Origin of the sequence: Nostoc sp. TCL240-02 (genome assembly GCF_013343235.1) — a bacterium.
GTDB lineage: Bacteria > Cyanobacteriota > Cyanobacteriia > Cyanobacteriales > Nostocaceae > Nostoc.
Genome location: NZ_CP040094.1, coordinates 6,482,086 through 6,503,597 on the forward strand (window position 1 = coordinate 6,482,086; position 21,512 = coordinate 6,503,597).

Sequence of the window (21,512 nt, forward strand, 5' to 3'; positions counted from 1 at the left end):
ACTTGAGGCAATTCCAATGGCTTGGCAGCGTCCAGACGGCCGTCTTCCTTACGAACTACGCCCGATCAGCTTTTACCCCAGTTTCACCCACTTTGCCCCCGGTTCTGTTCTAGCAAGATGCGGTGATACTCAGGTACTTTGTACTGTTAGCGTTAATAAGGGAGTCCCGAAGTTTCTCGAAGGAACTGGTAAAGGCTGGTTAACTGCTGAGTACCGAATGTTACCATCTGCCACTCAAAAACGCCAAGAAAGGGAACTATTGAAATTATCTGGACGGACGCAAGAAATTCAACGTTTAATTGGGCGCAGCTTACGTGCAGCAGTGGATTTTGAGGCACTAGGAGAACGCACGCTAACTGTAGATGCTGATGTCTTGCAAGCAGATGCTGGAACTAGAACAACAGCGATTACAGGCTCCTTTGTGGCGTTGGCTCATGCGATTTCTAAATTGTTGCAGGAAGGCGTGTTAGAGCGATCGCCTCTGTGTGGACAGGTAGCAGCAGTTTCCGTAGGATTACTGGAGGGAGAGCCATTTTTGGATCTTAATTACATCGAAGATGTGGCTGCAACAGTAGACTTTAACGTGGTGATGAATCAACACCTCGGCATCATTGAAGTTCAAGGAACAGCCGAAGAAGGGAGCTTTAGCCGCACTCAGTTGGATCAACTCCTAGATGTCGCTCAAAAAGGAATTCAGGAATTGTTAATCGCCCAACGCGAAGCGATCGCTGATTGGGAAGCATTGGTTGTGATTAATTAGTTTTATTAATTTTTCATAAGAATTAATAAATGTATCCTCTGTGGTGTTAATCAACAAAGTATCAAGTAACTGGGTGTAAATAAAAATAATTATGAGAGGAGTTAGTAGTTAGTACAACTGACTACTGACAATGACTACTGACAACTTATCGTTAATGGTGATAATGAGCATCTACGATTTTCCAGCCTACTTAATCCATGATGTTAAATGTTTCAAAAGTTAAAAAGGAGGATTGTAATAAGTTCGGTATGGTATTGCTGGAAGCCAGCAATATGATGATGAAGCCATGAGCAAAACCGTTGAAGTTCTACCGGATCAGCCGGCGCTGGTTGCACGAGCGCTAGAATTAATTCTGTCTAAGTTAGAAACTGCTATTGAGCAGCGAGGGCGGTTTACCATCGCCTTATCTGGCGGCAGTACACCTAAACCGTTATACGAAGCGATCGCTACTCAAAAACTGCCTTGGGATAAAATTCATGTATTCTGGGGGGATGAGCGTTATGTGCCACCAGATCACCCCGATAGCAATGAACTGATGACGCGTCGTGCATGGCTAGATCGTGTTGATATCCCAGCAGCTAACATTCACCCCGTACCAACTTTAGAAGCCAATCCAGAACTCGCGGCTGCAAAGTATGAACAACATCTCAAAGAATTTTTCAATTCTTCTGGGGTAGAGTTTCCCGCATTGGATGTAGTACTACTCGGAATGGGTGATGATGCACATACTGCATCTTTGTTTCCCCACACAGAGGCTCTCAAAGTACGCGATCGCCTGGTGACTGTGGGTAACAAAGACGGAAACCCCAGAATAAGTTTCACATACCCCTTCATCAACTCTGCTCTCAGTGTGATTTTTCTGGTTGCTGGTGCTAATAAACGCCCAGCTTTGGCGCAAGTCTTTGCACCTGTCGCCGATGACTTCGCTTACCCATCCCGCTTAATTCGGCCCCAAGGTGAACTTTGGTGGCTGCTGGATGCAGCAGCAGGTTCGGAACTTCAACATTAAACTTGGGAATTGGGAATTGGGCATGGGGCATGAAGAAGAGACAAGGGAGACAAGGAAGAGGGGGGAGACAAGAGAAAGACTTGTTCAATAATTCTCCCTTGTCCCCCCTGCCCCGTGCCCCCATGCCCCCTGCTTCCTTTCCCGTATCAAATCGGCAGTAATTGCTAGAATCTAAAGCTAGGGCCGCCTCTGCTTGCCAGTCCTACCTATATTTATGATGATCTTGAACAAAGGCTAAATATCGATGATCGTCTGCCCTAATTGCAATCATCCCAACCCTGATGGTGCTGTCCAATGCGAAGCTTGCTATACACCGTTGCCCGCGACTACTAACTGTCCTAGTTGTGGGGCAAGTGTGCAGGCAGATGCTGCATTCTGTGGACAGTGTGGCTGTAACCTTCACTCCGCAGGAGTTCCACATGTTCATAGTTCGGTAGCTACAACAGTTACTCCCGATGTTCCTGTGGAAGTACCACCGTTAGTTCCACCCGATCCTCTGTTAGAACTTTTACAACCAGATGCTTTGGGAATGAGCGGTTCTACTAACTCTCATCCTCCCAGTTCATCTTTACCAGCAACAGAGGTGGCAGCTCCTCCAGTAGCTCCCCCAGAGGCAGCTGTTATAGAAAACAGCCCCCCAGAAGCAGAGCCAAGCGTCGCAGTACCCGTAGTTTCTGGACAAAGTATTCCTACTCCACCACCGTTGGAACCAGCGCCACCCTCTGAAGCGGAACTACCTCCACCAGCTGCACCAGCACCAACTGCAACCGTTGCCAGAACACAATTGCAGCAGGTTATGGCGCGGTTAATCCACGTTCAAACTGATCGACTAATTGAATTGCCGCAAAATCTCTCTGTGATTCATATCGGCAAGCCTAATGATCGGATTCCTCCAGATATAGACGTTTCAGGATTTCCTAATTCAGAAGTTGTCTCGCGAATTCATGCAGATATTCGTGTTGAGGGAGACGCTCACTATGTAGAAGATGTGGGAAGTTCTAATGGCACTTACATTAATAACTTGCCCCTTTTACCAGGAAATCGTCATCGATTGCGACCAGGCGATCGCATCAGTTTGGGTAAAGGAGACTTAATGACATTCCTGTTTCAACTTGCTTAACTGATTTTCCATTAATTATGACATCAGTCTAAGCATGTTCTGCCCATCCTCCGGCATCCTTTTTGGAGGAGAAACAAATGCACCGCATCAGACAAGCGACGGATAACTATGTTGTTTTTGATAGCGCCATAGTTTATGACCGTCGCTTCGATGTGCGAATTGTTGCATTGTTTAGGAACTCCACTACCTCAATAATTACACTAGGATGGATAAAATACACTGCCAATTTAAAATTTTGAATTTTCCAGAAAATCTAAAATCCAAAATAGAGTGACCTATGAGGGAACCAAGTAAAAATTTTGAACCCTTGCTTACCCAAGAAGCCCCGTCAGTTGTTGAGCGTATGGGGCTAACCTGGCTAATTGCAGCAGCGATCGCAACTGCTTTACTGTGGCAAGTACCAGGAGGTGATTATATCTTATACCCATTTACAATTCTGGCAACCTGGTTCCATGAAATGGGTCACGGCTTAATGGCACTCCTATTAGGGGGACAGTTTCAAAAATTACAGATTTTTAGCAATGGTTCTGGTGTTGCAACTTATGGCATCCGGTCGTCATTGGGGCCAATTGGCCCGGCAATGGTCGCAGCTGCCGGGCCAATGGGGCCGCCTCTTGCGGGCGCAGCTTTGATTCTGGCTTCCCGTAGTTTTAAAGCAGCTTCCCTAAGTTTAAAAATATTAGGGAGTTTTTTGCTACTTTCTACATTGATTTGGATACGTTCCTGGTTTGGATTGGTGGCAATTCCCTTATTGGGTTTAATAATCTTGGGTATCGCCCTGAAAGCACCTCGCTGGGCACAGGGGTTTGCCATCCAATTTCTGGGTGTACAAGCTTGTGTGAGTACGTACCATCAACTCGATTATCTATTTAGTAGTTCTGCTGGCCCCCTTGGACTCTCTGATACAGCGCAAATGCAGCGATATTTGCTTTTACCTTACTGGTTTTGGGGCGGGTTGATGGCGATCGCATCTCTGGTGATTTTAGTCCAAAGTCTCCGCGTTGCCTATCGTTCGGAGCAATGAGTAAGAAGCACCATCAAAAGGCGATTGAATCTTTAACTCAAAGAATTACTGAACATCAAGAAAAGATTAGACTGGAATCAGAGAAGAGTTTTCCTGACGAAGGTTTAATTAAGCATTGGGAAAAAGAGATTCGTGCTTTTGACAAGGCAATCCAACAAGCGCGTAAAAGATTGGGACAATAAATATGCAGATTAGCGATCGCTCTCTTGCAGTCACGAATTCAACCCTCAGTATCTTGATTGCTGAATTAAGTACAGAGTGCCTGAGAGTACAAGCTCTAGTTAACCAGTTACAGTTACCTAGTTTAACTACTAACCAACAAGCTGAAATTCTTGCAGAACTCCTAGCTGCTACGGTTCATCTGCATAATCATTGTGATGAGGATTTTCAGACGCTAATTGTTGAAGAAATGGAGAATTTGCCAGATGAAGAGGATTGACTAGTGATTTTAATTTTAGTCCAAAGTCTCCGCGTCGCCTATCGTTCAGAATGAATATACAAATTAGCGCGCCAATCCTTACCTAAACTGACGGTTGAGCGCGAATTTCATTGGCACAAGGACGACCATTTTCAACATCAGCAATATTAGCAAAAGTTGTTTCTGCAATATTGTGAAGAGCCTCTGCTGTAAAAAAGGCTTGATGTCCGGTAATTAGTACATTGGGGAACATTGTCAGACGTTGGAAAATATCATCTTGAATAATTTCGCCAGATAAATCCTCAAAAAACAATTCCGATTCTTGTTCGTAGACATCCACACCGAGATAGCCAATCTTACCAGACTTCAATCCCTCAATCACTGCTTGGGTATCAATCAGCGCTCCCCGGCTAGTGTTAATTAGCATTACGCCTGGCTTAATCTGTTCTAGAGTCTCAGCGTTAATCAAGTGATGCGTTTCGGGAGTCAGGGGGCAATGCAGAGAGATAATATCAGAGTTGGCAAATAGCTCAGGTAATTCTACATACTTTCCACCTAGCGCCTCCAATTCTGGATTGCGATAAACGTCGAATGCGAGTAGGTTACAGCCAAACCCCTTCATAATCTGTCCTAAAATCAGACCGATTTTACCTGTGCCGACAATCCCCACTGTACGCTTATGCAAGTTAAATCCCAACAGTCCATCTAGGGAAAAATTGCTTTCTCGGACACGGTTATAAGCCCGATGAATTTTGCGATTGAGGCTTAAAATCAATCCTACGGTATGTTCTGCTACTCCATAAGGTGAGTAAGCGGGGACACGCACAACAGTAATTCCTAAATCTGCTGCGGCTTGTAAGTCTACATTGTTAAACCCAGCACACCGAAGGACAACCAGCTTAGTACCCCGTGAGGCGAGAAGTTTTAAAGTTGGGGCATCAACCTGATCGTGTACAAATACGCAAACCGCCGGAAATCCGGCGGCGAGGATAGCAGTATCCCGATTTAAACGGGGTTCAAAAAACGCTAATTCGTGTTGTGTGGGAGAATTTACAGTTGATAAAAACTGTCGATCGTAGACTTTTGTACTGAAGACTGCTACTTTCATGCAAAACCTCAAGCTTTATGCTGCACGGTATCCGACTACATAATACCTTGGCAGTTAGAAAAGCGATGTCTAAGACGGGCTATTCGCTATCGTATTTTTGAATATTGCCAGCTTTCAGAATTGATGTTTGTGTAAACAGTTTAATAACTATAGGATTTATGCACTAAAAACCTGAAACCTTTTTTCCACACTCCCTTTAGCCTTATTTAAATAAAAAAATTAGCTAAAAACCCCCTTAAAAAAGGTGGTTGAGATATATCTTCTGCGTAAGCCCGAAACTAAAGCAAAAATCTAGAATTCAGAATAATTAAGGTAGATTACTAACTTTTGGCTGCTCGAAGTAGCCATACATCACCCGCGAAACTTGACGAATAAAATCTCTAGCTCTAATGTCATTATTTGGTCTACGCACAAAAATTCCTGCTAAATAACGCTTACCTGTCGGCGTTTCAATAATACCTGCATCACCCAGTACAAATCGCAGAGTACCTGTTTTATGAGCAATATTTGCACCAGAACCTAAGCCAGATGGGAGCAATGCTCTATTATGACAACGAATCATAATCCCTAAAACTTGGGATTGACTTCTATCAGAAATTAACTGATTATTTGTAACCAAAGCTGATAGTCTTACCAAGTCTTTGGCACTAGTTTTATTTGTTCCTTTGAAGTCTCCTAACATATTGTGAATCACAGTGCTTTGCAATCCCCAACGGCGGAACTTTTGATTTAATTTAGATACACCACCTAAACGATCTATAATCATATTTGTAGCAGTGTTATCGCTGATAGTCATCATCTTAGTTGCAGTTTGCAAGAGACTCAGCTTAGTTCCCACTCGTTGATACTGCAAATCTCCAGAACCGCCGGTGACATGTTTCCGTCGCATCACCAAAGTTTCACCAAGTTTGATTCTCCCTGCATCTACTTCTTGAAACAATGCAATCAAAATCGGATACTTAATTGTGCTAGCAGCAGAAAATGCTTTATCACCATTAAAACTAAAATAATCACCTGTTTTTAAGTCCATAAAAAAGATTCCGGGAGTGAGGAATCTATAGCGAGCCATTAATGCTTTAATAGGAGTTTTTAGTTCTGATATCTCGCGTCCTAGAGGAACTACACCAGTAAATTTAGAACTATTTATTGGGTTGGCAGGATCGCCTAGAGGAACCGGAGGAATAAATTTAAGTTTTGGTAATTGTAAATCAGATTGATTTGCACTCCAGTCATTTATGTTGCCAACTTGATTGGTGTTGGGATTCGCTTTTACTGGAGACGAAAATAAAAAAATACTTGTAAGGCTGAGTAATAACCAGCGTAGTTTCATGTAGTGCTGTAAGGATAGTGTTGGATTGATTTACAGAGATTTTCTCAAGAAGTTAATGAAATCCGGATTGATTGACATAGTAATCACTAAGGTATCCCATGTCAATAGATATGAAAAACAGATTTATTGGAAAATTGAAAATAAAATGTATGGTAAAAAAGCACAAGATAGAATATGGAAAATATGCTTTTATCACATCAATTGATTATATTTTTATACACATAGTAATAGATTATGATTACAGTTTTAATTCTGTTAGCAATGATTTATACATACATAGTGATCTGGATAAAAAAGCAATTGCTTCTATCTAATTCATAATTATTAATTCATGAGATAAAATTTAGATAATTAGTTATGTTTTTTACACTTAGTAACTACGGTGTTAAAGGTTATTTATAAAGTGTAAAAATAAAATTACCGTAGTGGCGTGGCACAGCTAAAATAGTGCAGTCGAGAAAGAAATGGTATAATTATAATTGGGCTATAAAATAGTGTATGTAGTTTCACTAATGCCAATCAGCCCACGCATCTGCTAGAGATTTGAAAGGTTTACTGTTATATAAGAAATGCTTGCCAGAGTCTGGAGTGCATCAATTGTAGGCATCGATGCCGTCAAAGTAGGGGTAGAAGTCGATGTCTCAGGGGGATTACCGGGAATTGTTGTCTTGGGACTGCCAGATTCAGCGATTTAGAGATTCGCATTATCAAATTAATATGGGTTTGATTGCTGATGTAATACTCAATGCGATCGCTGCCTTGATAGACTGGAGAAACGGATATCAAGGCAAAGTGACAAATGGTTTTGCTGTAAATGGCTTCACGCCACAAAAACCGGGGAAGCTCCGGTATGCAGGTTTGATTTTTGCCTTTGCCATATCAATCAGACAACAAATATTTGCGTTAAAATTTCAGTAATTATCTGTTGTCTTCTTGTGTGTTTCTTCGCTACAAAAACTCCAACCCGCAACGGACGGAAGTATGGCGATCGCTGCCCTTGAGAAAATGAAACAGGAAGCTTACAAATTATTGCCAGCATGAATAAATTGAATTGGGAAATATCAAAATTAAATCCGCCTCTATGGTGGCAACTGCACTTAGGTGAAGGGTTAATCGTAATAACAATTGTGCATAGACCAAACGCGCAAGAACCCGGATATCATGCCAGTGTCGGCAACGGGTTGGCTACTCGCGGCAATGTTTTATCAACATTAGGACAAGCTAAGTCTTGGGGTATTGAGTCGGCTGGTGTTGCTCTAAAAGAAATGAGCAACGAGTTGCAACCGGAAAATCCTTGGTTGTTGTGGACGTGCTTGGTAGGGGCGATCGCTCTTCAGGCTATTTGGCTACTACTGTTCAATTAATATGGCAAGTTGCGCTTACTGTTTCAACCAATATGATTTAATTGACGGGTTTGGTACTCACTGTTCTCGTCGCTGCGCTGTTCGGCACGGCAATAAAAATATTTGGAGCGACGAAGAACTTAACCATTTAAAATCACTGGTTGGTTCAAATCCAGTGGCAAAGATTATCAATGATTGGAATGCGATCGCTGTCCGAAAAGGTTGGATTGAGCGATCGCCTAATTCAATCAAAATTAAAGCCGTAAGGTTGTTTAAAGGTGCTAGCACTAAAGCTAAAGACGACAATCTATCGTTTACAACTTGGTCTAAAAGATTAAATATAGCTGTTGACAGGTTTCAGGATTGGGAATTATGCGGATTGAAAGTAGAAAATTACTCAAAAGATGCGGGAGGGCGATCGCATATTAAATGCGTTTCCCGGCAATCCCTAACCGAATTTGCCCGAATTCATCCAGAGAAACTATGGGGTATTTCCAAAAATAATTTAGAGAAGTCCTTGATTGACAAAGCTTTAGCTAAAGCGTTATTCAAGTCGGTGAATCAGCCAACAGTTGGCCGCCCAATTGCGATCGTGGATTTAAAGCATTGTGCTGTATACCCTAGCGCTAAAAATGCTGCATCTGTATTGGATCTTCACAAAAGCACAATATTACATAACGCTAAAATTAGCCCTCACCCTTATTCCAAAAACCTTAAACACAATTTTGCTCAACTAGATTATCCTGTGTGGTGGATATCCCGCGAACACGCCTCGGTCATGCACGAGATAGCAGGGGTTGTTTTGTATGAGATGCACAGCGAATATGTTGAAGTAGACGGATATACTAAGCAAAGATTTTTAACTTTAGGAGTGGCGATCGCTGTCCGAATAGCTATACGTAGTCTTAATATCTACTTCCATGAGCATAAAGCCATTCCTGAGACTAATAGCGGCATAGTAAAAGAGATTGCTACGCGGATAAGGAAAGTTAGCGATTCGTTTCAACAAAGGTTTGTAGATAGGGATTCTAGTCAGTGTTTCGAAATAATCAAGAGAACTATCAAAGGTTCAACTGCCCATATATTTCACGGACGGGTATTAGATAAAAGAAAAATTGATATTTATTTAGAAGAGTTTGCAAATGATTATATTGAATTTGCTGCAAAGTTTTTTAAACGCAGACAATATTTACCTAAGGATTGGAAACCCAAAACATCAATAGAAAAAGCCTATTATTGGGATTCTATACTTGGTGTTGTTTATATTAAGCGGGAGATAGGCAGGTCTACCGAAGAATCAAAAATGATATTGATTCGGGTATTGATGGCTTATCAATTCATTCAAAAAAAAGGGCTAGAATTTTCTAGCGTTGAGCGTAATGAAAATTATTTATCACATCAGACAGCTGAATCAAACGCGTCCCTTTTTGAAGAAGAACTAGCCAATTTTATTGAGGCTAATAGCCAAAATAAATATTTGCAATCAATATTGTTTGCGATCGCTCACGGATTTTCTGACAAAGAAATAGCAATGCAACTTGCATTGTCAAAAGACAGGTATTTTGAATACAAAACTCAATTACAAGATTTAACTAAACTTTTGTCGGGCCGCCTGGTAGTGGGAAAACCATGTTAGCACGGCGCTTACCAGGAATTTTACCGCCCCTGAGTTTTGCAGAATCTTTAGAAGTGACTCGCATCCATTCGGTGGCTGGTTTATTGAAAAATCGCGGTTCGTTGGTACGCGATCGCCCTTTTCGCAGTCCCCACCACTCAGCATCCGGGCCTTCTCTGGTTGGTGGCGGTAGCTTTCCTCGTCCTGGCGAAATCTCATTATCTCACAGAGGTGTGTTGTTTTTGGACGAACTGACTGAGTTTAAACGTGATGTGCTGGAATTTCTCCGTCAGCCTTTAGAAGATGGCTACGTTACAATTTCTCGTACCAGACTATCGGTAATGTTTCCCGCACAGTTTACTTTGGTGGCGAGTACCAATCCCTGTCCTTGCGGTTACTATGGCGATACCATCCAACAATGTACTTGTTCTCCCCGCCAACGCGAGCAATATTGGGCAAAACTTTCTGGGCCGTTGATGGATCGGATTGATTTACAAGTTGCGGTAAATCGCTTGAAACCAGAAGAAATTACCCAACAACCGACGGGAGAAACATCAACATCAGTGCTACAACGAGTGCAACAAGCAAGCGATCGCGCCATTACCCGCTTCCAAGAAGAAGCAAATCTGCGTTGCAATGCTCAGATGCAAAGTCGTCATCTCCAGAAATGGTGCAAGCTAGATGATGCTAGCCGCAATTTATTAGAAGTAGCTATTAGAAAATTAGGTTTATCAGCAAGAGCTAGCGATCGCATTCTCAAAGTAGCACGAACGATTGCAGATTTAGCGGGAGACGATGAGCTAAAAACTAGTCATGTGGCGGAAGCAATTCAATATCGCACAATCGACAGAATGCAGTAAAGTAATTCGTAATGACGCTCTCTACGAGACGCTAAAAGCGTAGCTTGCTTCCCCGTAGGGGTACGCAAACTCGCTACCGCTACTAACGTAATGAAGTTTTACAACGATAAATTTGGTAAAACTATTAAATTCCTCCTCAAGAACGCTTTACAAACTCCCTTGGGAGGATGTCGTTACCCAGATAAAAAAGTATCAAATATATCAGGGAGTAAGCGATATCCTCTTACAAGGAGACTGGTTGGATGAATTTGCAGGCGATTGGGAAATTGTTCCAAGAGACATTTAAAGAATGGAGTGAGGATAAAGCGTCACGGTTAGCGGCGGCGTTGGCTTATTACACAATTTTTTCTATTGCACCGTTGTTAATTATTGTAATTGCGATCGCAGGGGCAGTATTTGGAGAAGAAGCGGCAAGGGGTCAAATTGTCGGTCAAATTCAAGGTTTAGTCGGGATAGAAGGCGCAAAGTTTCTCGAATCAGCCATTCAGAATGCTAACCAACCAAAAACAGGAGCGATCGCTTCTATCATTAGTGTCGTAGTTCTACTAGTGGGTGCTACTGGTTTATTTACCGAGTTGCAAGATGCTATGAACACGATTTGGGAAGTGAAACCCAAACCCGGACGCGGCGTAAATAACATCATTCGCCTACGTATTTTGTCTTTTGCAATGGTGATAGGCATTGGCTTTTTACTATTAGTTTCTCTGGTAATTAGTACAGTTTTGACAACATTAGTAACATATTTTAGTAACTTGTTACCAGGTGTTGATTTTCTTTGGCAATTTGTCAATTTTCTTCTCTCTTTTGCTATAACTACAGTTCTATTCGGACTAATTTTTAAAGTTTTACCAGATGTCAAAATTGCTTGGAGTGATGTTTTAGTTGGAGCTTCTCTCACCTCAGTTTTATTCTCTATTGGAAGATTTTTATTAGGACAATATTTAGGGAATGGCAGTTTTGGATCAACTTATGGTGCTGCTGGTTCGCTGGTGGTGATTTTAGCTTGGGTTAACTATGCCACGCAGATTCTTTTCTTTGGTGCGGAATTTACCCAAGTTTATGCTAGAAGGTATGGAAGCGGCATAACCCCAACGAAACATGCCATCCCTTTATCTGATAAAACGGAATATAATGGCAAGGCTCCAACCAGGCAATCATCCACTAATAAAAAGCCACCTTCTAACTTGATTAATCGCTTATTCCAGTCTTTCAAAAAGCCCAAGCGATTAAAAAATAGAAGAAGAAATTAGCGATATTAATCCCTTAATAGTGGAATTATATGTTTATAAGCCTGATAAATATTGAAGTATTTAATCTCTAATAAAAATCAGTTTTATGAAATTAGATCGCAGATAAATAACCTGATACTGGATTTTTTCCAGAAGTCTATTGAAAAAGGAAGAAAATCAGTGCTAATGGAAAAATGGTTTTTTATCGATTGGCAGGCAATCTTTGTTCCTAGCATCAGCGTCTTTGAGTTGATTATCCGAGGATCACTAGTATACTTAGCCCTGTTTTCAGTGTTACGCTTCCTTCCTAGCCGCCAACTAGGAACACTAGGAATTACTGATTTACTCGTAGTTGTGCTATTTGCTGAAGCTGCCCAAAATGCTATGGCAAGTAATTATACATCTATTACTGAAGGCGCTATCCTAGTAGGAACTGTGATTTTTTGGAGTTATTTGTTGAACTGGTTAGGCTACAAAATACCCCAGTTCCAACGTTTTATGAATCAGCCACCGTTACTACTGGTAAAAAATGGTCGGATGATTCAGCGTCATTTGCAACGAGAGTTAATTACAGACGATGAGTTGATGAGCAAGTTACGTCAGCAAGGTGTGGAATTTTTAGCCGATGTGAAGTTTGCATATATGGAGGCTGACGGTAGAATTAGCATCATCACCTTTGACTCAAAAACTAATTCTGTCCCTGAGCCAAAAACAGCATTAAAAATTGATCTACATTAATTAGACTGTAAAATATGACGGTTGTATTCTGTGCCGAATTGTGATTGAGCGCTATACTTTGCCCGAAATGGCTAATCTATGGAGTGAAGCCTATAAACTAAAAACTTGGCTGCAAGTCGAAATTGCTGTTTGTGAGGCTCAAGCTGAACTAGGTTACATTCCATCTCAGGCGGTTGAAGAAATTAAGGCTAAGGCAGATTTTGACCCCAAGCGAGTGTTAGAAATTGAGGCTGTAGTCCGCCACGATGTAATTGCTTTCTTGACAAATGTCAATGAATATGTAGGAGATGCTGGACGCTACATTCACCTGGGTTTAACCAGTTCGGATGTTTTGGATACAGCTTTAGCACTGCAATTGGTTGCCAGCCTGGATCTGTTATTGCAACGTCTAGAAGACTTGATTCAAGTAATTCGTGAAAAAGCACGGGAACATCGTCATACAGTCATGGCTGGCCGATCGCATGGTATTCACGCTGAACCGATTACTTTTGGTTTTAAACTAGCTGGTTGGTTAGCAGAAGTGTTGCGACACCAAGAACGCTTGAGAATACTCCGCCAAACCATTGCCGTGGGAAAGATTTCTGGTGCAGTGGGAACTTATGCCAATGTTGAACCTCGTGTAGAAGCGATCGCTTGCCAAAAACTCGGACTCAAGCCCGATACGGCCTCAACACAAGTTATTTCCCGCGATCGCCACGCTGACTACGTGCAACAATTAGCTTTGGTAGCAGCATCTATCGAACGTTTTGCTGTAGAAATTCGCAATCTGCAAAAAACAGACGTTTTGGAAGTTGAAGAATTCTTCGCCAAAGGTCAAAAAGGCTCCTCAGCCATGCCACACAAACGTAACCCCATCCGTTCGGAACGGCTGACGGGAATGGCGCGACTGGTGAGAAGTCATGCCGGCGCAGCTTTGGAAAACGTTGCTCTCTGGCATGAGAGGGATATTTCCCACAGTTCTGTAGAACGGGTAATTTTGCCAGATGCTTGTACTTTGACGCATTTTATGTTGTCAGAAATAACCGACTTGGTGAAAAACCTGTTGGTCTATCCTGAAAATATGGAACGCAATCTCAACTGTTATGGTGGCGTTGTGTTCAGCCAAAAAGTGCTACTTGCCTTGATAGACAAGGGAAGCAGCCGTGAAGAAGCTTATGCGATCGTTCAAGAAAGCGCTCACGTCGCTTGGAACAAGCCAGGAGGAAATTTCCAGGACTTAATTAGCAAAGATCCTCGCGTTACTCAAAAGTTGTCTCCAGCAGAACTAGAAGTCTGTTTTGACCCCCAGCAGCATCTCCAGCATTTAGAAGAAGTTTACCAACGATTAGAAATTTAGAATTGATTGGCTTGTAGTGAGCGCTTAAGCGCTTACTACAAACTTTTAGACTCAAAAAATAAACAATAGCCAAAACCCTTGTTTTCAGGTATGGGCAATTCATGAATTGCCCTACTGTGTGTAGTTTTGCGTAAAGATAATCGTAGGGACACAATATGTTGTGCTACTAACCCATGTACTTGATTTACCTTAAATACGCTGTATTAACCATTGAACCCACGTTAAAAAAGAATATAAAAATATCAACAATCTTTAGTATTGCATTGCTGAAGGCTGGATGTTTGATGCTGGAATTATTCCGATGACTGGGTAGTATACATAACAAATACTTACTTATTTGTTAGTGCTACGAGTGCCTTAATGATTGAAATCCTAGCCACACTTTCTGCCTCTGCCGCAGCAGGAATGAGAATAGGCATACCTTTGCTAATTATTGGACTATTGCAGGGTAGTAACTTATGGTCACAAGTCCCAATTTTATCTCACATTTCCCCACCAATATTGTTAGGCTGCCTCACCTTTTGGTCTTTATTTGAATTATTAGCCTCAAAAAAGCTATGGGGGCAAAGATTACTACAACTAGTTCAGTTATTCATGTCTCCCATCGTCGGGGCAATTATGGGGTTAGCAGTCGCTAATGCCACAGCAACACCAAACTGGCTAATTGCCTGTATTGGCGGTTCCTTAGCTTTAGTACTCCAGCTAGTTCAAGTTGGTTGGTTCTATCGGTTACGTGGCTTACCTTTGTGGGCAGTATTTCTTCAAGATACCTTATGCATTGCTCTAGTCCTTTTTGCCTTTGATGCTCCCTGGCAAGGAGGATTAATTGCTTTAATAATGCTTTGGTTTGCAGTTTGTAGCGCCAAGCAGTGGTATGACTGGTATCACAATAAGGGCATAGGGCATAGGGCATAGGGCATTGGGAATGGGGAAGAAGCAAGGGAGCAAGGGGACAAGGGGGAGGCTAGGGGACAAGTCTCTCTTGTCTCCCTTGTCTCTTCTTCATGTTCAATCCCAATTCCCAATGCATCAATTCCCTTTACTGCAAAAGCCCAATCATGTGCAAGAAGCCGTGACCAGTAACCAACTCGATGATTAAGGCAATAAAGCCCAGCATGGCAATCCGACCATTCCAGACTTCAGCGCTAGTGGTTAGACCCCATTCCCAACGCTCTTGGGGGTACATTTTCACCATTTTTTTCATTTGGGCAGCTTGCGAAAGCTTAAAACTGGGGTTTTTCAGCGCATCAATTACTAAGTCTGCAAGTGCATTAATAAATACTGGATGGGTATTGGGAGCAGGAACGCGGCGGAAGTTGTGAATTCCTGATTCCTCTGCTACTTCCCGATACTCAATATCAATTTCTTGCAGTGTTTCAATATGCTCTGAGACAAAACTGATAGGTACGACAACCAAATCTTTCACGCCTTGTGCGCCTAGTTCTTTAAGCGCATCTTCAGTATAGGGTTGGAGCCATTCGACTGGGCCGACACGACTTTGGTAAGCTAAGGTGTGGGCATTGGGACGATTGAGAGTCTGCATAATCAGAGCAGTACATTCCTCAATTTCTTGCTGGTAAGGGTCGCCAGCCTCTTCAACGTAGCTTTTCGGAACGCCGTGAGCGCTGAAGAATATATGAACCTCGTTTGGATTAGGAAACTGCTCAAGTTCTTGGGCTATCAGTTCCGCCATTGCTTGGAGGTAGCCCGGTTGTTTGTACCAAGAAGGAATAACGGTGTATTCAATGGGCTGAAGTTTTGGGTCTTCACGCCAAAGTTTATCTAAAAGCCGGAAGCTGGAGCCACTAGTACTGATAGAAAACTGTGGATATAGTGGTAATATTACCAGGTGTTCTATATTGTCTTGAGTGATCTGTGCGATCGCTTCTTCTGTATAGGGATGCCAATAACGCATTCCCACGTAGATATTGGCTTCTTGCCCTAAATAACCCAATTGTTCTTTTAAAGCTTCCCCTTGCGCTTCTGTAATCCGCCGCAATGGGGAACCACCACCGATTTGCTTATAATTTTCTTGAGATGTTCTGGTTCGCCGTGAGGCGATAAACCAGGCTAGGGGTTTTTGCAACCAGCGAAACGGTAGGCGAATAATTTCTGGATCGGAAAATAGGTTATACAAAAACGGCCCGACATCTTCTAGCTTATCAGGGCCACCGAGATTGAGTAATAATACGCCTACACGACCCATAGCTGTTACTTTCCCCCAATCTTTTCAGATTTTTTACTAATGTTAACAATATATCTTTATTAAATAATAAAGCTTAATAGCAAGGAAATATGCAATGGCAACAATTTTAAGAGATTGGAGTTACCGCTATCAGTGGCTTTATGATAGTATTTCTCGTTTAGCAGCCTTAAGTGTAGGTGGTGAAGCCCGTTTTCGGCAACTTGCTTTGCAAGCCTTAACAATTCATTCAGATACTCAGATTTTAGATTTATGTTGCGGCAGTGGTCAAACGACACAATTTTTAGTAAAACTTTCACAAAATGTAACAGGATTAGATGCTTCACCTAAGTCTTTGCAACGGGCACGGCTAAATGTACCTGAAGCGTCTTATGTTGAAGCTTTTGCCGAGGAGATGCCATTTGCAGATAATCTGTTTGATCTGGTGCATATCAGCGTTGCATTACACGAGATGCAGCCTCAGCAATTACGAAAAATTATTAATGAAGTTTATCGGGTGCTGAAGCCAGGAGGAGTATTTACGCTGGTGGATTTTCACGCTCCAAGAAATTCGATATTGTGGCCTGGAATATCACTGTTTTTGTTGTTGTTTGAGACGGAAACAGCTTGGCAATTGTTGAAAACTGATTTGGCTGGATTGTTAACTGAGACTGGGTTTGATGTTAGTAAGCCAATTTTATATGCAGGTGGTAGTTTACAAGTTATACAGGCAAGGAAGTGAGATATAATCAAGGCGATCGCTGTAACTTTTTCTTAGAAAAAAGCTTCTCTCCCTAATAGGTCTTTTGTTTGATTGCGATAAGAGGATGTTTGAAAAGTCATGATTGATGTATAAAATTTTTTTACCCCACCCTAACCCTCCCCTTATAAAGGGGAGGGAACTGGATTTTATTGTTTCCCCCCTTTATAAGGGGGGATTAAGGGGGTAATAATGGGAGCATCTCACTTTTTAAAGTGGCTCAAACTGACAATAATCCATTGAGGTAAGCACAGCGATGGGCTAGGACTTGAGGCACATTTTCTCGTTTCCATTGTGCCCCGGAAATTTTTGTTCGACGGTCAACCTGTTTAACGGCAGATTCAACTGAACCTGAACCAATTGAACAAATTTCTTCAGCTTGATAATATTCGTAGTTGATAATGCGATTGCGATGCTTATCAAGATAACGGCAAAAGTTTTGTACTTGTTTGCCTTTACAATCTGTAAATAAGGCAATAGTAGCCTCAACTTGGCCTTTCCATAGTAGATTTTGTGCTTGTTTCAAGCGTTTTTGTGAACCCCCAACTTTGTGGAGGTTTTCTATTAAATGGAACCAATCAAGTATTTCTCGACGTTGTGCATCAGGTGCTAATTGGTCAATTATATTCCAAATGCCGTCATGTCCATCACCAATACAAGTGAGTGGGCTAGCCAGTGGTTGGTCATTAACCCAATCAATCACAATCTGATTATTCTGAAATGAAGTTCCCAAGATTCCGAGATGATGTAAGCTAATTGCTTTATAGCCAAGCCATGCACATATTTGACCTTTAGGAGTTCGGACACGGATGTTTCCACCATCGACGCTTAATTCTTCAATTGTCTGTTCTGGTGTTGGCAACTCAAAATTCTGGCGATGCACTAATCTCTGTTGACTGCTGTGAGAAACCTCTATGCCCGTAAAATACTTGATGTCTGATGCCGCATCTTCATAGCTGACATTCGCACTTACCCTCAAACAACAAGTTTCTAGATATGGACTCAGTTGAGTACTTGGTGCGACTTCTAATTCAATGGCTTGTTTGCTCGTTATTGCTAACTCTCCAAGAATGCTTTTGAGCCGTCGTTGGTATCCTGCGGTTGTCCCTGTAATCGTTTCGATAAAAAAACCCCTACTTCTGGCATAACATGCTTCTGCATTTGACTCCGCACTGCTTCTTCAATTGCTGCAAGATTTGTGAGCTTTTCTTTTGACGTATCTTCATACAATATTTTAGCAATCGCCTGAATATGTTTTTGAAGAGCTTGCTTTTGTTCTGGGGTCATCGGTAAGTAAATACACTCGTCTTACCTATCCTGACTGATTTTCGTCTTCTTTGCAAAAAACTGGGATGCTCCCGGTAATAATTCGATTAAAATCACAATATACTACTTTTCAAACAACCTCTAAGACTGCTGCAATTTAATTTGTCTGTACTGCTCGTTTTAATCCCTAATAGGGATTTTATTTGATTGCAATTTATAGTTCCTGCATCTTTTGAAGTAACAGACATGTTTCAATCCCTAATAGGGATTTTATTTGATTGCAATTTCCCGTGTTTATCGCAACAAATCATGATGATGGGTTTTAATCCCTAATAGGGATTTTATTTGATTGCAATTCCTAAAATTTGCTTTTGGTTAACCTGCGCGTAGCGTCGTTTCAATCCCTAATAGGGATTTTATTTGATTGCAATTTGACCGAAACCGCCTTTCGCTTCTGCTCTGGTGTATTGCAAAGCAGTTCACAAACCATGAGCTTACTACAGACTTTCTTTGATTTCTAGCAAAAACAATTGCCACATCTCAAACCTCTGCATTTTACTTTTGACGCTCAATTTCGTTATAAAACTTAAAATTTTTCCTTAGTAGCTAACATCTGTAAAATCTTTTCTACATGATCCAACTCTCCAACGATTCGCCGAATTGGGTGCGGCCAAACTTTGACAAGGGTAGGAGTTGCAGAAACTTGGTTGAGTTCTGCTTGTTCTGGATGACTTAAAACATCAATTACTTTCAAAGTATAAGGATGTCCAAGCGATCGCTCCAACAATTCATGTAAATTTTGCAGGATGCGTTCGGTGGTACTGCTATGTCCGGCAACAAACAAGCGGAGAACATAGCCTTGTGTGATGACTTCCTTTTTTTGTACTATTACTGGCTGGTGGTATTTTGGCACAGGTTCAGAAAGGTCTAGACGAACAATTAAATCGTGATCTTCCCAAAGCTGCCCAAATGAAGAACGATAAGATGTTAATACCATGCGATCGCACAACCCCTCTTGCCAAGGAGCAGCTTGCCATACTAGTTCCCCTGTACCAAAAATGGCATTAAGCAAAGCTTGATGTCTAATTACAGCCGGATAAGCTTCAGCAAAAGTTCGCACTTGTTGAGTGCGCGGATCTAACCAATGGTCAATAGTCGCAGTATAACAAGGCACTAAAAAGTGCGGTGGCTCTGGCAAATCTAGAATTTCTTGCAAAGCCGAACACAAATGCAAGTGCCATCGACCTTGTTTGCTAGGGTCAATGCAGTAAATTAAATCTCCTCCAGGTGTAAATAGGGCAATGCCTTTAAACAACTGGGGTGTGGATAGTTTGTTTGTTGTCAAGTTATTCACAAAGGCTAGGAAGCTAAAAGTAAAAATTCTCTCTTTTACCTTAGCTATAACCGTAACCAGGATGACAAAGATATTTGGGAGTGGGGGAAGCAGGGAGACAAGGGGGAATTATTGAACAAGTCTCTCTTGTCTCCCCCCTCTTCCTTGTCTCTTCTTCATGTTCAATGCCCAATTCCCAATACTCAAATCTTAAACTCTACCTCGGAGAAACTGTGCCATTTCATTAGGAGTTGGCGACATTTCCAAAGCAGTTTCTTCAGTGATGCGGCCCTCTTGATAGAGATTGAGCAATGATTGATTCATCGTAATCATGCCATCAAAGCTAGCTTGTTTCATCAACTCGCCAATTTCATCATATTTACCGTCTTTGATCCATTCTTTAATAGCCTCAGTATTGATCAGCACATCGTGGAAAGCAGCTCGCTTCCCGTCAGTTGTGCGGCACAAACCTTGAGCAATTACCGATACTAAAGACTCAGAAATTGCTACCCGCATTGCATCCTGTTCGTCACCAGAGTAGAGGTTGAGAATCCGTTCAATGGTTTTAACCGCGCTATTGGTGTGTAGGGTTCCCATGACCAAGTGACCAGTCTGAGCAGCTTTTAGGGCGGTGTTAACTGTTTCCTTATCCCGCATTTCCCCCACCAGAATCAAATCTGGATCTTCCCGCAAAGCTGCTTTCAAAGCGTTGTCAAATTTCCGGGTATGCATTCCCACTTCCCGTTGTTTGACTAGAGATTTGCGGCTTTGATGGATAAATTCTATTGGGTCTTCAATGGTAATGATATGCTTGGCCATCTCCTTATTGATGTAGTCAACCATCGCTGCCATTGTGGTGGACTTACCAGAACCAGTGGGCCCAGTTACCAAAATTAAACCTTTGTGGTGATGACAAATATCCCGAAAAACTGGGGGTAATCTCAACTGTTCCATAGTTAAGATTTTCAGAGGAATCAACCGCAACACCATCGCAGGTCCTCTAAGAGTGCCAAAAACATTAATCCGCACGCGAGCAAAGTCATATTGAGTTGCTCCGTCAAATTCTAAGTGTTCTTCAAAGCGCTGAATTTCCGCCTCACTCATTACCTCCCGCAACCAATTCATAAAGGCTTCTTTATCTACTTCTGGATAATCCCATGATTGAATTTCTCCTCGGCTGCGGAAGCGGGGTACTTCACCTACACCTAAGTGCAAGTCAGAATATCCCTGATCGTAAGCTTCCCTGATTAACTTCTCTAAAGTGGGTCCCGCACTGCTAGTTTTAGGGGGAACTGAACTAGGTATTGGCGGTGGACTAACCGGACGATGACCTGCAACAGGCGTGTTGGTACTCTTATCCATTGACATATCCAATGTTTGTGTCATCTGCCTCTGCGTACTAAAGGTTGGCGGAGGTGGCGGCATTGGGGGCATTGGGGGCAAGTTACGTTCGGTAACAGGGCTAGAATTTGATGGAGACTGTGATTCTGTCATATATCTTCACATTTGGCAGGTAAAAATTTGAATTAGTGAGAAGTCAAGTCACTTACTTTGATGACTTTGGAAAATGCTTGCGTGCAAGCCTTAATGGTGATAAAAGGCGATTGAAAATCTAGAACCACGGTCAATCCATTTCATCCACCTAAACTGGTATCTTTTTTTCCTAAGATTCCGCTATTCAGAAGATTTAGAAAAATTATTTAACCTAATATAATGGTTAACACACCTAATAGCTTAGAACGCCTCAGCAAAAATCCAGAGATTATATAGTGCTTTATAATACTTTTAGTAAAATATAAATATTCTCAGCCATTAGATGAGAAATTTATCTTGGACCTGAATACAAATTGCAAGCAATTAACAGCACAAATACTAACTATTCATTTATTCAGCCCATCTATCAATTATGAGAAGCGCTATCAATTTTTATAAGAAATGTTAAGCTTGGTAGGAGCAATATCTGGGGATCAACGTTAAAAGCCCGTACCTTTTAGGTTATATATCTGAAGATAGATGCAGAAAGCAAGTTATTCTAATAGATAGAAACTTGATTTTATATCCACAATTACAAAAAACTAACT

22 protein-coding genes, 1 pseudogene and 1 CRISPR repeat array are annotated in these 21,512 nt (G+C 41.7%); of the genes and pseudogenes, 17 read left to right on the top strand and 6 right to left on the bottom strand.

Annotated elements, in window-relative coordinates; translation table 11 throughout:
• Nucleotides 1-16 precede the first annotated feature (16 nt).
• The 7 genes from rph to FBB35_RS27675 all read left to right on the top strand — a co-directional run bounded on the left by rph (nucleotide 17) and on the right by FBB35_RS27675 (nucleotide 4,352).
• Entirely contained in the window at nucleotides 17-760 is a 744-nt protein-coding gene (gene rph, locus FBB35_RS27645; RefSeq protein ID WP_174712307.1) for a ribonuclease PH, read from the top strand.
• Between the two features lie 286 nt (nucleotides 761-1,046).
• Nucleotides 1,047-1,769: a 6-phosphogluconolactonase gene (gene pgl / locus FBB35_RS27650; RefSeq protein ID WP_174712308.1), complete on the top strand. Its 723-nt coding sequence runs from the start codon at nucleotides 1,047-1,049 to the stop codon at nucleotides 1,767-1,769.
• Nucleotides 1,770-2,013: 244 nt separating this feature from the next.
• Complete coding sequence (locus FBB35_RS27655; RefSeq protein ID WP_174712309.1) at nucleotides 2,014-2,889, top strand: FHA domain-containing protein; 876 nt, start codon at nucleotides 2,014-2,016, stop codon at nucleotides 2,887-2,889.
• A 77-nt stretch (nucleotides 2,890-2,966) separates the two neighbouring features.
• Nucleotides 2,967-3,128 (top strand): hypothetical protein, encoded by a 162-nt coding sequence (locus FBB35_RS27660; protein ID WP_174712310.1) that lies wholly within the window; start codon nucleotides 2,967-2,969, stop codon nucleotides 3,126-3,128.
• A 38-nt stretch (nucleotides 3,129-3,166) separates the two neighbouring features.
• Nucleotides 3,167-3,913 carry a M50 family metallopeptidase gene (locus tag FBB35_RS27665; protein ID WP_174712311.1) on the top strand — a complete coding sequence of 249 codons (747 nt, stop codon included), beginning with the start codon at nucleotides 3,167-3,169 and terminating at the stop codon, nucleotides 3,911-3,913.
• Nucleotides 3,910-4,095, top strand: coding sequence for a hypothetical protein (locus FBB35_RS27670; protein ID WP_174712312.1), 186 nt, complete (start codon nucleotides 3,910-3,912; stop codon nucleotides 4,093-4,095). The genes FBB35_RS27665 and FBB35_RS27670 overlap by 4 nt, the downstream gene beginning before the upstream one ends.
• Before the next feature lie 2 nt (nucleotides 4,096-4,097).
• A complete protein-coding gene (locus FBB35_RS27675; RefSeq protein ID WP_174712313.1) occupies nucleotides 4,098-4,352 on the top strand; it encodes a hypothetical protein in 255 nt (84 codons plus the stop codon).
• Nucleotides 4,353-4,434: 82 nt separating this feature from the next.
• Here the strand turns inward: FBB35_RS27675 and FBB35_RS27680 are convergent, their stop codons facing one another.
• Both FBB35_RS27680 and FBB35_RS27685 read right to left on the bottom strand, forming a co-directional pair.
• Nucleotides 4,435-5,439, bottom strand: a complete 1,005-nt coding sequence (locus tag FBB35_RS27680) for a 2-hydroxyacid dehydrogenase (RefSeq protein ID WP_174712314.1) — start codon at nucleotides 5,437-5,439, stop codon at nucleotides 4,435-4,437.
• 307 nt (nucleotides 5,440-5,746) lie between these two features.
• The gene (locus tag FBB35_RS27685) at nucleotides 5,747-6,769 is read right to left on the bottom strand and encodes a serine hydrolase (RefSeq protein ID WP_174712315.1); all 1,023 of its coding nucleotides are present in this window, start codon (nucleotides 6,767-6,769) and stop codon (nucleotides 5,747-5,749) included.
• A gap of 569 nt (nucleotides 6,770-7,338) precedes the next feature.
• On the opposite strand from FBB35_RS27685, the gene FBB35_RS35605 reads away from it, so the two are divergent.
• The 9 genes and pseudogenes from FBB35_RS35605 to FBB35_RS27725 all read left to right on the top strand — a co-directional run bounded on the left by FBB35_RS35605 (nucleotide 7,339) and on the right by FBB35_RS27725 (nucleotide 14,805).
• Nucleotides 7,339-7,464 carry a hypothetical protein gene (locus tag FBB35_RS35605; protein ID WP_302481003.1) on the top strand — a complete coding sequence of 42 codons (126 nt, stop codon included), beginning with the start codon at nucleotides 7,339-7,341 and terminating at the stop codon, nucleotides 7,462-7,464.
• A gap of 22 nt (nucleotides 7,465-7,486) precedes the next feature.
• Nucleotides 7,487-7,687, top strand: a complete 201-nt coding sequence (locus tag FBB35_RS27690) for a hypothetical protein (protein WP_174712316.1) — start codon at nucleotides 7,487-7,489, stop codon at nucleotides 7,685-7,687.
• 119 nt (nucleotides 7,688-7,806) lie between these two features.
• The gene (locus tag FBB35_RS27695; RefSeq protein WP_174712317.1) at nucleotides 7,807-8,133 is read left to right on the top strand and encodes a hypothetical protein; all 327 of its coding nucleotides are present in this window, start codon (nucleotides 7,807-7,809) and stop codon (nucleotides 8,131-8,133) included.
• A gap of 1 nt (nucleotide 8,134) precedes the next feature.
• A complete protein-coding gene (locus FBB35_RS27700) occupies nucleotides 8,135-9,748 on the top strand; it encodes a hypothetical protein (RefSeq protein ID WP_174712318.1) in 1,614 nt (537 codons plus the stop codon).
• A pseudogene (locus FBB35_RS27705) lies at nucleotides 9,712-10,587 on the top strand (YifB family Mg chelatase-like AAA ATPase); the annotation flags it as partial. The gene FBB35_RS27700 and the pseudogene FBB35_RS27705, both read left to right, overlap by 37 nt.
• Before the next feature lie 242 nt (nucleotides 10,588-10,829).
• Complete coding sequence (locus FBB35_RS27710; RefSeq protein ID WP_174712319.1) at nucleotides 10,830-11,837, top strand: YihY/virulence factor BrkB family protein; 1,008 nt, start codon at nucleotides 10,830-10,832, stop codon at nucleotides 11,835-11,837.
• A gap of 165 nt (nucleotides 11,838-12,002) precedes the next feature.
• Entirely contained in the window at nucleotides 12,003-12,554 is a 552-nt protein-coding gene (locus FBB35_RS27715; protein WP_174713791.1) for a DUF421 domain-containing protein, read from the top strand.
• Nucleotides 12,555-12,594: 40 nt separating this feature from the next.
• Complete coding sequence (purB, locus tag FBB35_RS27720) at nucleotides 12,595-13,890, top strand: adenylosuccinate lyase (protein WP_174712320.1); 1,296 nt, start codon at nucleotides 12,595-12,597, stop codon at nucleotides 13,888-13,890.
• 360 nt (nucleotides 13,891-14,250) lie between these two features.
• Entirely contained in the window at nucleotides 14,251-14,805 is a 555-nt protein-coding gene (locus tag FBB35_RS27725; RefSeq protein WP_174712321.1) for a DUF4126 domain-containing protein, read from the top strand.
• A 124-nt stretch (nucleotides 14,806-14,929) separates the two neighbouring features.
• Here the strand turns inward: FBB35_RS27725 and hemH are convergent, their stop codons facing one another.
• Nucleotides 14,930-16,096: a ferrochelatase gene (gene hemH / locus FBB35_RS27730; protein ID WP_174712322.1), complete on the bottom strand. Its 1,167-nt coding sequence runs from the start codon at nucleotides 16,094-16,096 to the stop codon at nucleotides 14,930-14,932.
• 94 nt (nucleotides 16,097-16,190) lie between these two features.
• Here hemH and FBB35_RS27735 point away from each other — a divergent pair, with 94 nt between their 5' ends.
• On the top strand, nucleotides 16,191-16,814 hold the full coding sequence (locus FBB35_RS27735; RefSeq protein WP_174712323.1) for a class I SAM-dependent methyltransferase: 624 nt from the start codon (nucleotides 16,191-16,193) through the stop codon (nucleotides 16,812-16,814).
• A gap of 238 nt (nucleotides 16,815-17,052) precedes the next feature.
• Here FBB35_RS27735 and FBB35_RS27740 read toward each other — a convergent pair.
• The 3 genes from FBB35_RS27740 to FBB35_RS27750 all read right to left on the bottom strand — a co-directional run bounded on the left by FBB35_RS27740 (nucleotide 17,053) and on the right by FBB35_RS27750 (nucleotide 20,925).
• A protein-coding gene (locus FBB35_RS27740) for an ISKra4 family transposase (protein WP_174708235.1) occupies nucleotides 17,053-18,119 on the bottom strand; the annotation gives its coding sequence in 2 pieces (ribosomal slippage) (nucleotides 17,053-17,963 and nucleotides 17,963-18,119; 1,068 coding nt in all).
• A 156-nt stretch (nucleotides 18,120-18,275) separates the two neighbouring features.
• Nucleotides 18,276-18,531: a CRISPR direct-repeat array (repeat unit 34 nt; unit sequence AATCCCTAATAGGGATTTTATTTGATTGCAATTT).
• 153 nt (nucleotides 18,532-18,684) lie between these two features.
• A complete protein-coding gene (locus tag FBB35_RS27745) occupies nucleotides 18,685-19,452 on the bottom strand; it encodes a circadian clock KaiB family protein (RefSeq protein WP_174712324.1) in 768 nt (255 codons plus the stop codon).
• A 189-nt stretch (nucleotides 19,453-19,641) separates the two neighbouring features.
• Complete coding sequence (locus FBB35_RS27750; RefSeq protein WP_174712325.1) at nucleotides 19,642-20,925, bottom strand: type IV pilus twitching motility protein PilT; 1,284 nt, start codon at nucleotides 20,923-20,925, stop codon at nucleotides 19,642-19,644.
• Nucleotides 20,926-21,512: the final 587 nt, after the last annotated feature.

What these genes read in the sequence shown, in the direction of transcription:
- pgl (WP_174712308.1), top strand. Translation starts at nt 1,047, where the DNA reads ATGAGCAAAACCGTTGAAGTTCTACCGGATCAGCCGGCGCTGGTTGCA.
- FBB35_RS27750 (WP_174712325.1), bottom strand. Translation starts at nt 20,925, where the DNA reads ATGACAGAATCACAGTCTCCATCAAATTCTAGCCCTGTTACCGAACGT.
- FBB35_RS35605 (WP_302481003.1), top strand. Translation starts at nt 7,339, where the DNA reads ATGCTTGCCAGAGTCTGGAGTGCATCAATTGTAGGCATCGATGCCGTC.
- FBB35_RS27685 (WP_174712315.1), bottom strand. Translation starts at nt 6,769, where the DNA reads ATGAAACTACGCTGGTTATTACTCAGCCTTACAAGTATTTTTTTATTT.
- FBB35_RS27680 (WP_174712314.1), bottom strand. Translation starts at nt 5,439, where the DNA reads ATGAAAGTAGCAGTCTTCAGTACAAAAGTCTACGATCGACAGTTTTTA.
- FBB35_RS27665 (WP_174712311.1), top strand. Translation starts at nt 3,167, where the DNA reads ATGAGGGAACCAAGTAAAAATTTTGAACCCTTGCTTACCCAAGAAGCC.
- hemH (WP_174712322.1), bottom strand. Translation starts at nt 16,096, where the DNA reads ATGGGTCGTGTAGGCGTATTATTACTCAATCTCGGTGGCCCTGATAAG.
- FBB35_RS27655 (WP_174712309.1), top strand. Translation starts at nt 2,014, where the DNA reads ATGATCGTCTGCCCTAATTGCAATCATCCCAACCCTGATGGTGCTGTC.
- FBB35_RS27715 (WP_174713791.1), top strand. Translation starts at nt 12,003, where the DNA reads ATGGAAAAATGGTTTTTTATCGATTGGCAGGCAATCTTTGTTCCTAGC.
- FBB35_RS27735 (WP_174712323.1), top strand. Translation starts at nt 16,191, where the DNA reads ATGGCAACAATTTTAAGAGATTGGAGTTACCGCTATCAGTGGCTTTAT.
- rph (WP_174712307.1), top strand. Translation starts at nt 17, where the DNA reads ATGGCTTGGCAGCGTCCAGACGGCCGTCTTCCTTACGAACTACGCCCG.
- FBB35_RS27670 (WP_174712312.1), top strand. Translation starts at nt 3,910, where the DNA reads ATGAGTAAGAAGCACCATCAAAAGGCGATTGAATCTTTAACTCAAAGA.
- FBB35_RS27710 (WP_174712319.1), top strand. Translation starts at nt 10,830, where the DNA reads ATGAATTTGCAGGCGATTGGGAAATTGTTCCAAGAGACATTTAAAGAA.
- FBB35_RS27690 (WP_174712316.1), top strand. Translation starts at nt 7,487, where the DNA reads ATGGGTTTGATTGCTGATGTAATACTCAATGCGATCGCTGCCTTGATA.
- FBB35_RS27725 (WP_174712321.1), top strand. Translation starts at nt 14,251, where the DNA reads ATGATTGAAATCCTAGCCACACTTTCTGCCTCTGCCGCAGCAGGAATG.
- FBB35_RS27660 (WP_174712310.1), top strand. Translation starts at nt 2,967, where the DNA reads ATGCACCGCATCAGACAAGCGACGGATAACTATGTTGTTTTTGATAGC.
- FBB35_RS27700 (WP_174712318.1), top strand. Translation starts at nt 8,135, where the DNA reads ATGGCAAGTTGCGCTTACTGTTTCAACCAATATGATTTAATTGACGGG.
- FBB35_RS27675 (WP_174712313.1), top strand. Translation starts at nt 4,098, where the DNA reads ATGCAGATTAGCGATCGCTCTCTTGCAGTCACGAATTCAACCCTCAGT.
- FBB35_RS27695 (WP_174712317.1), top strand. Translation starts at nt 7,807, where the DNA reads ATGAATAAATTGAATTGGGAAATATCAAAATTAAATCCGCCTCTATGG.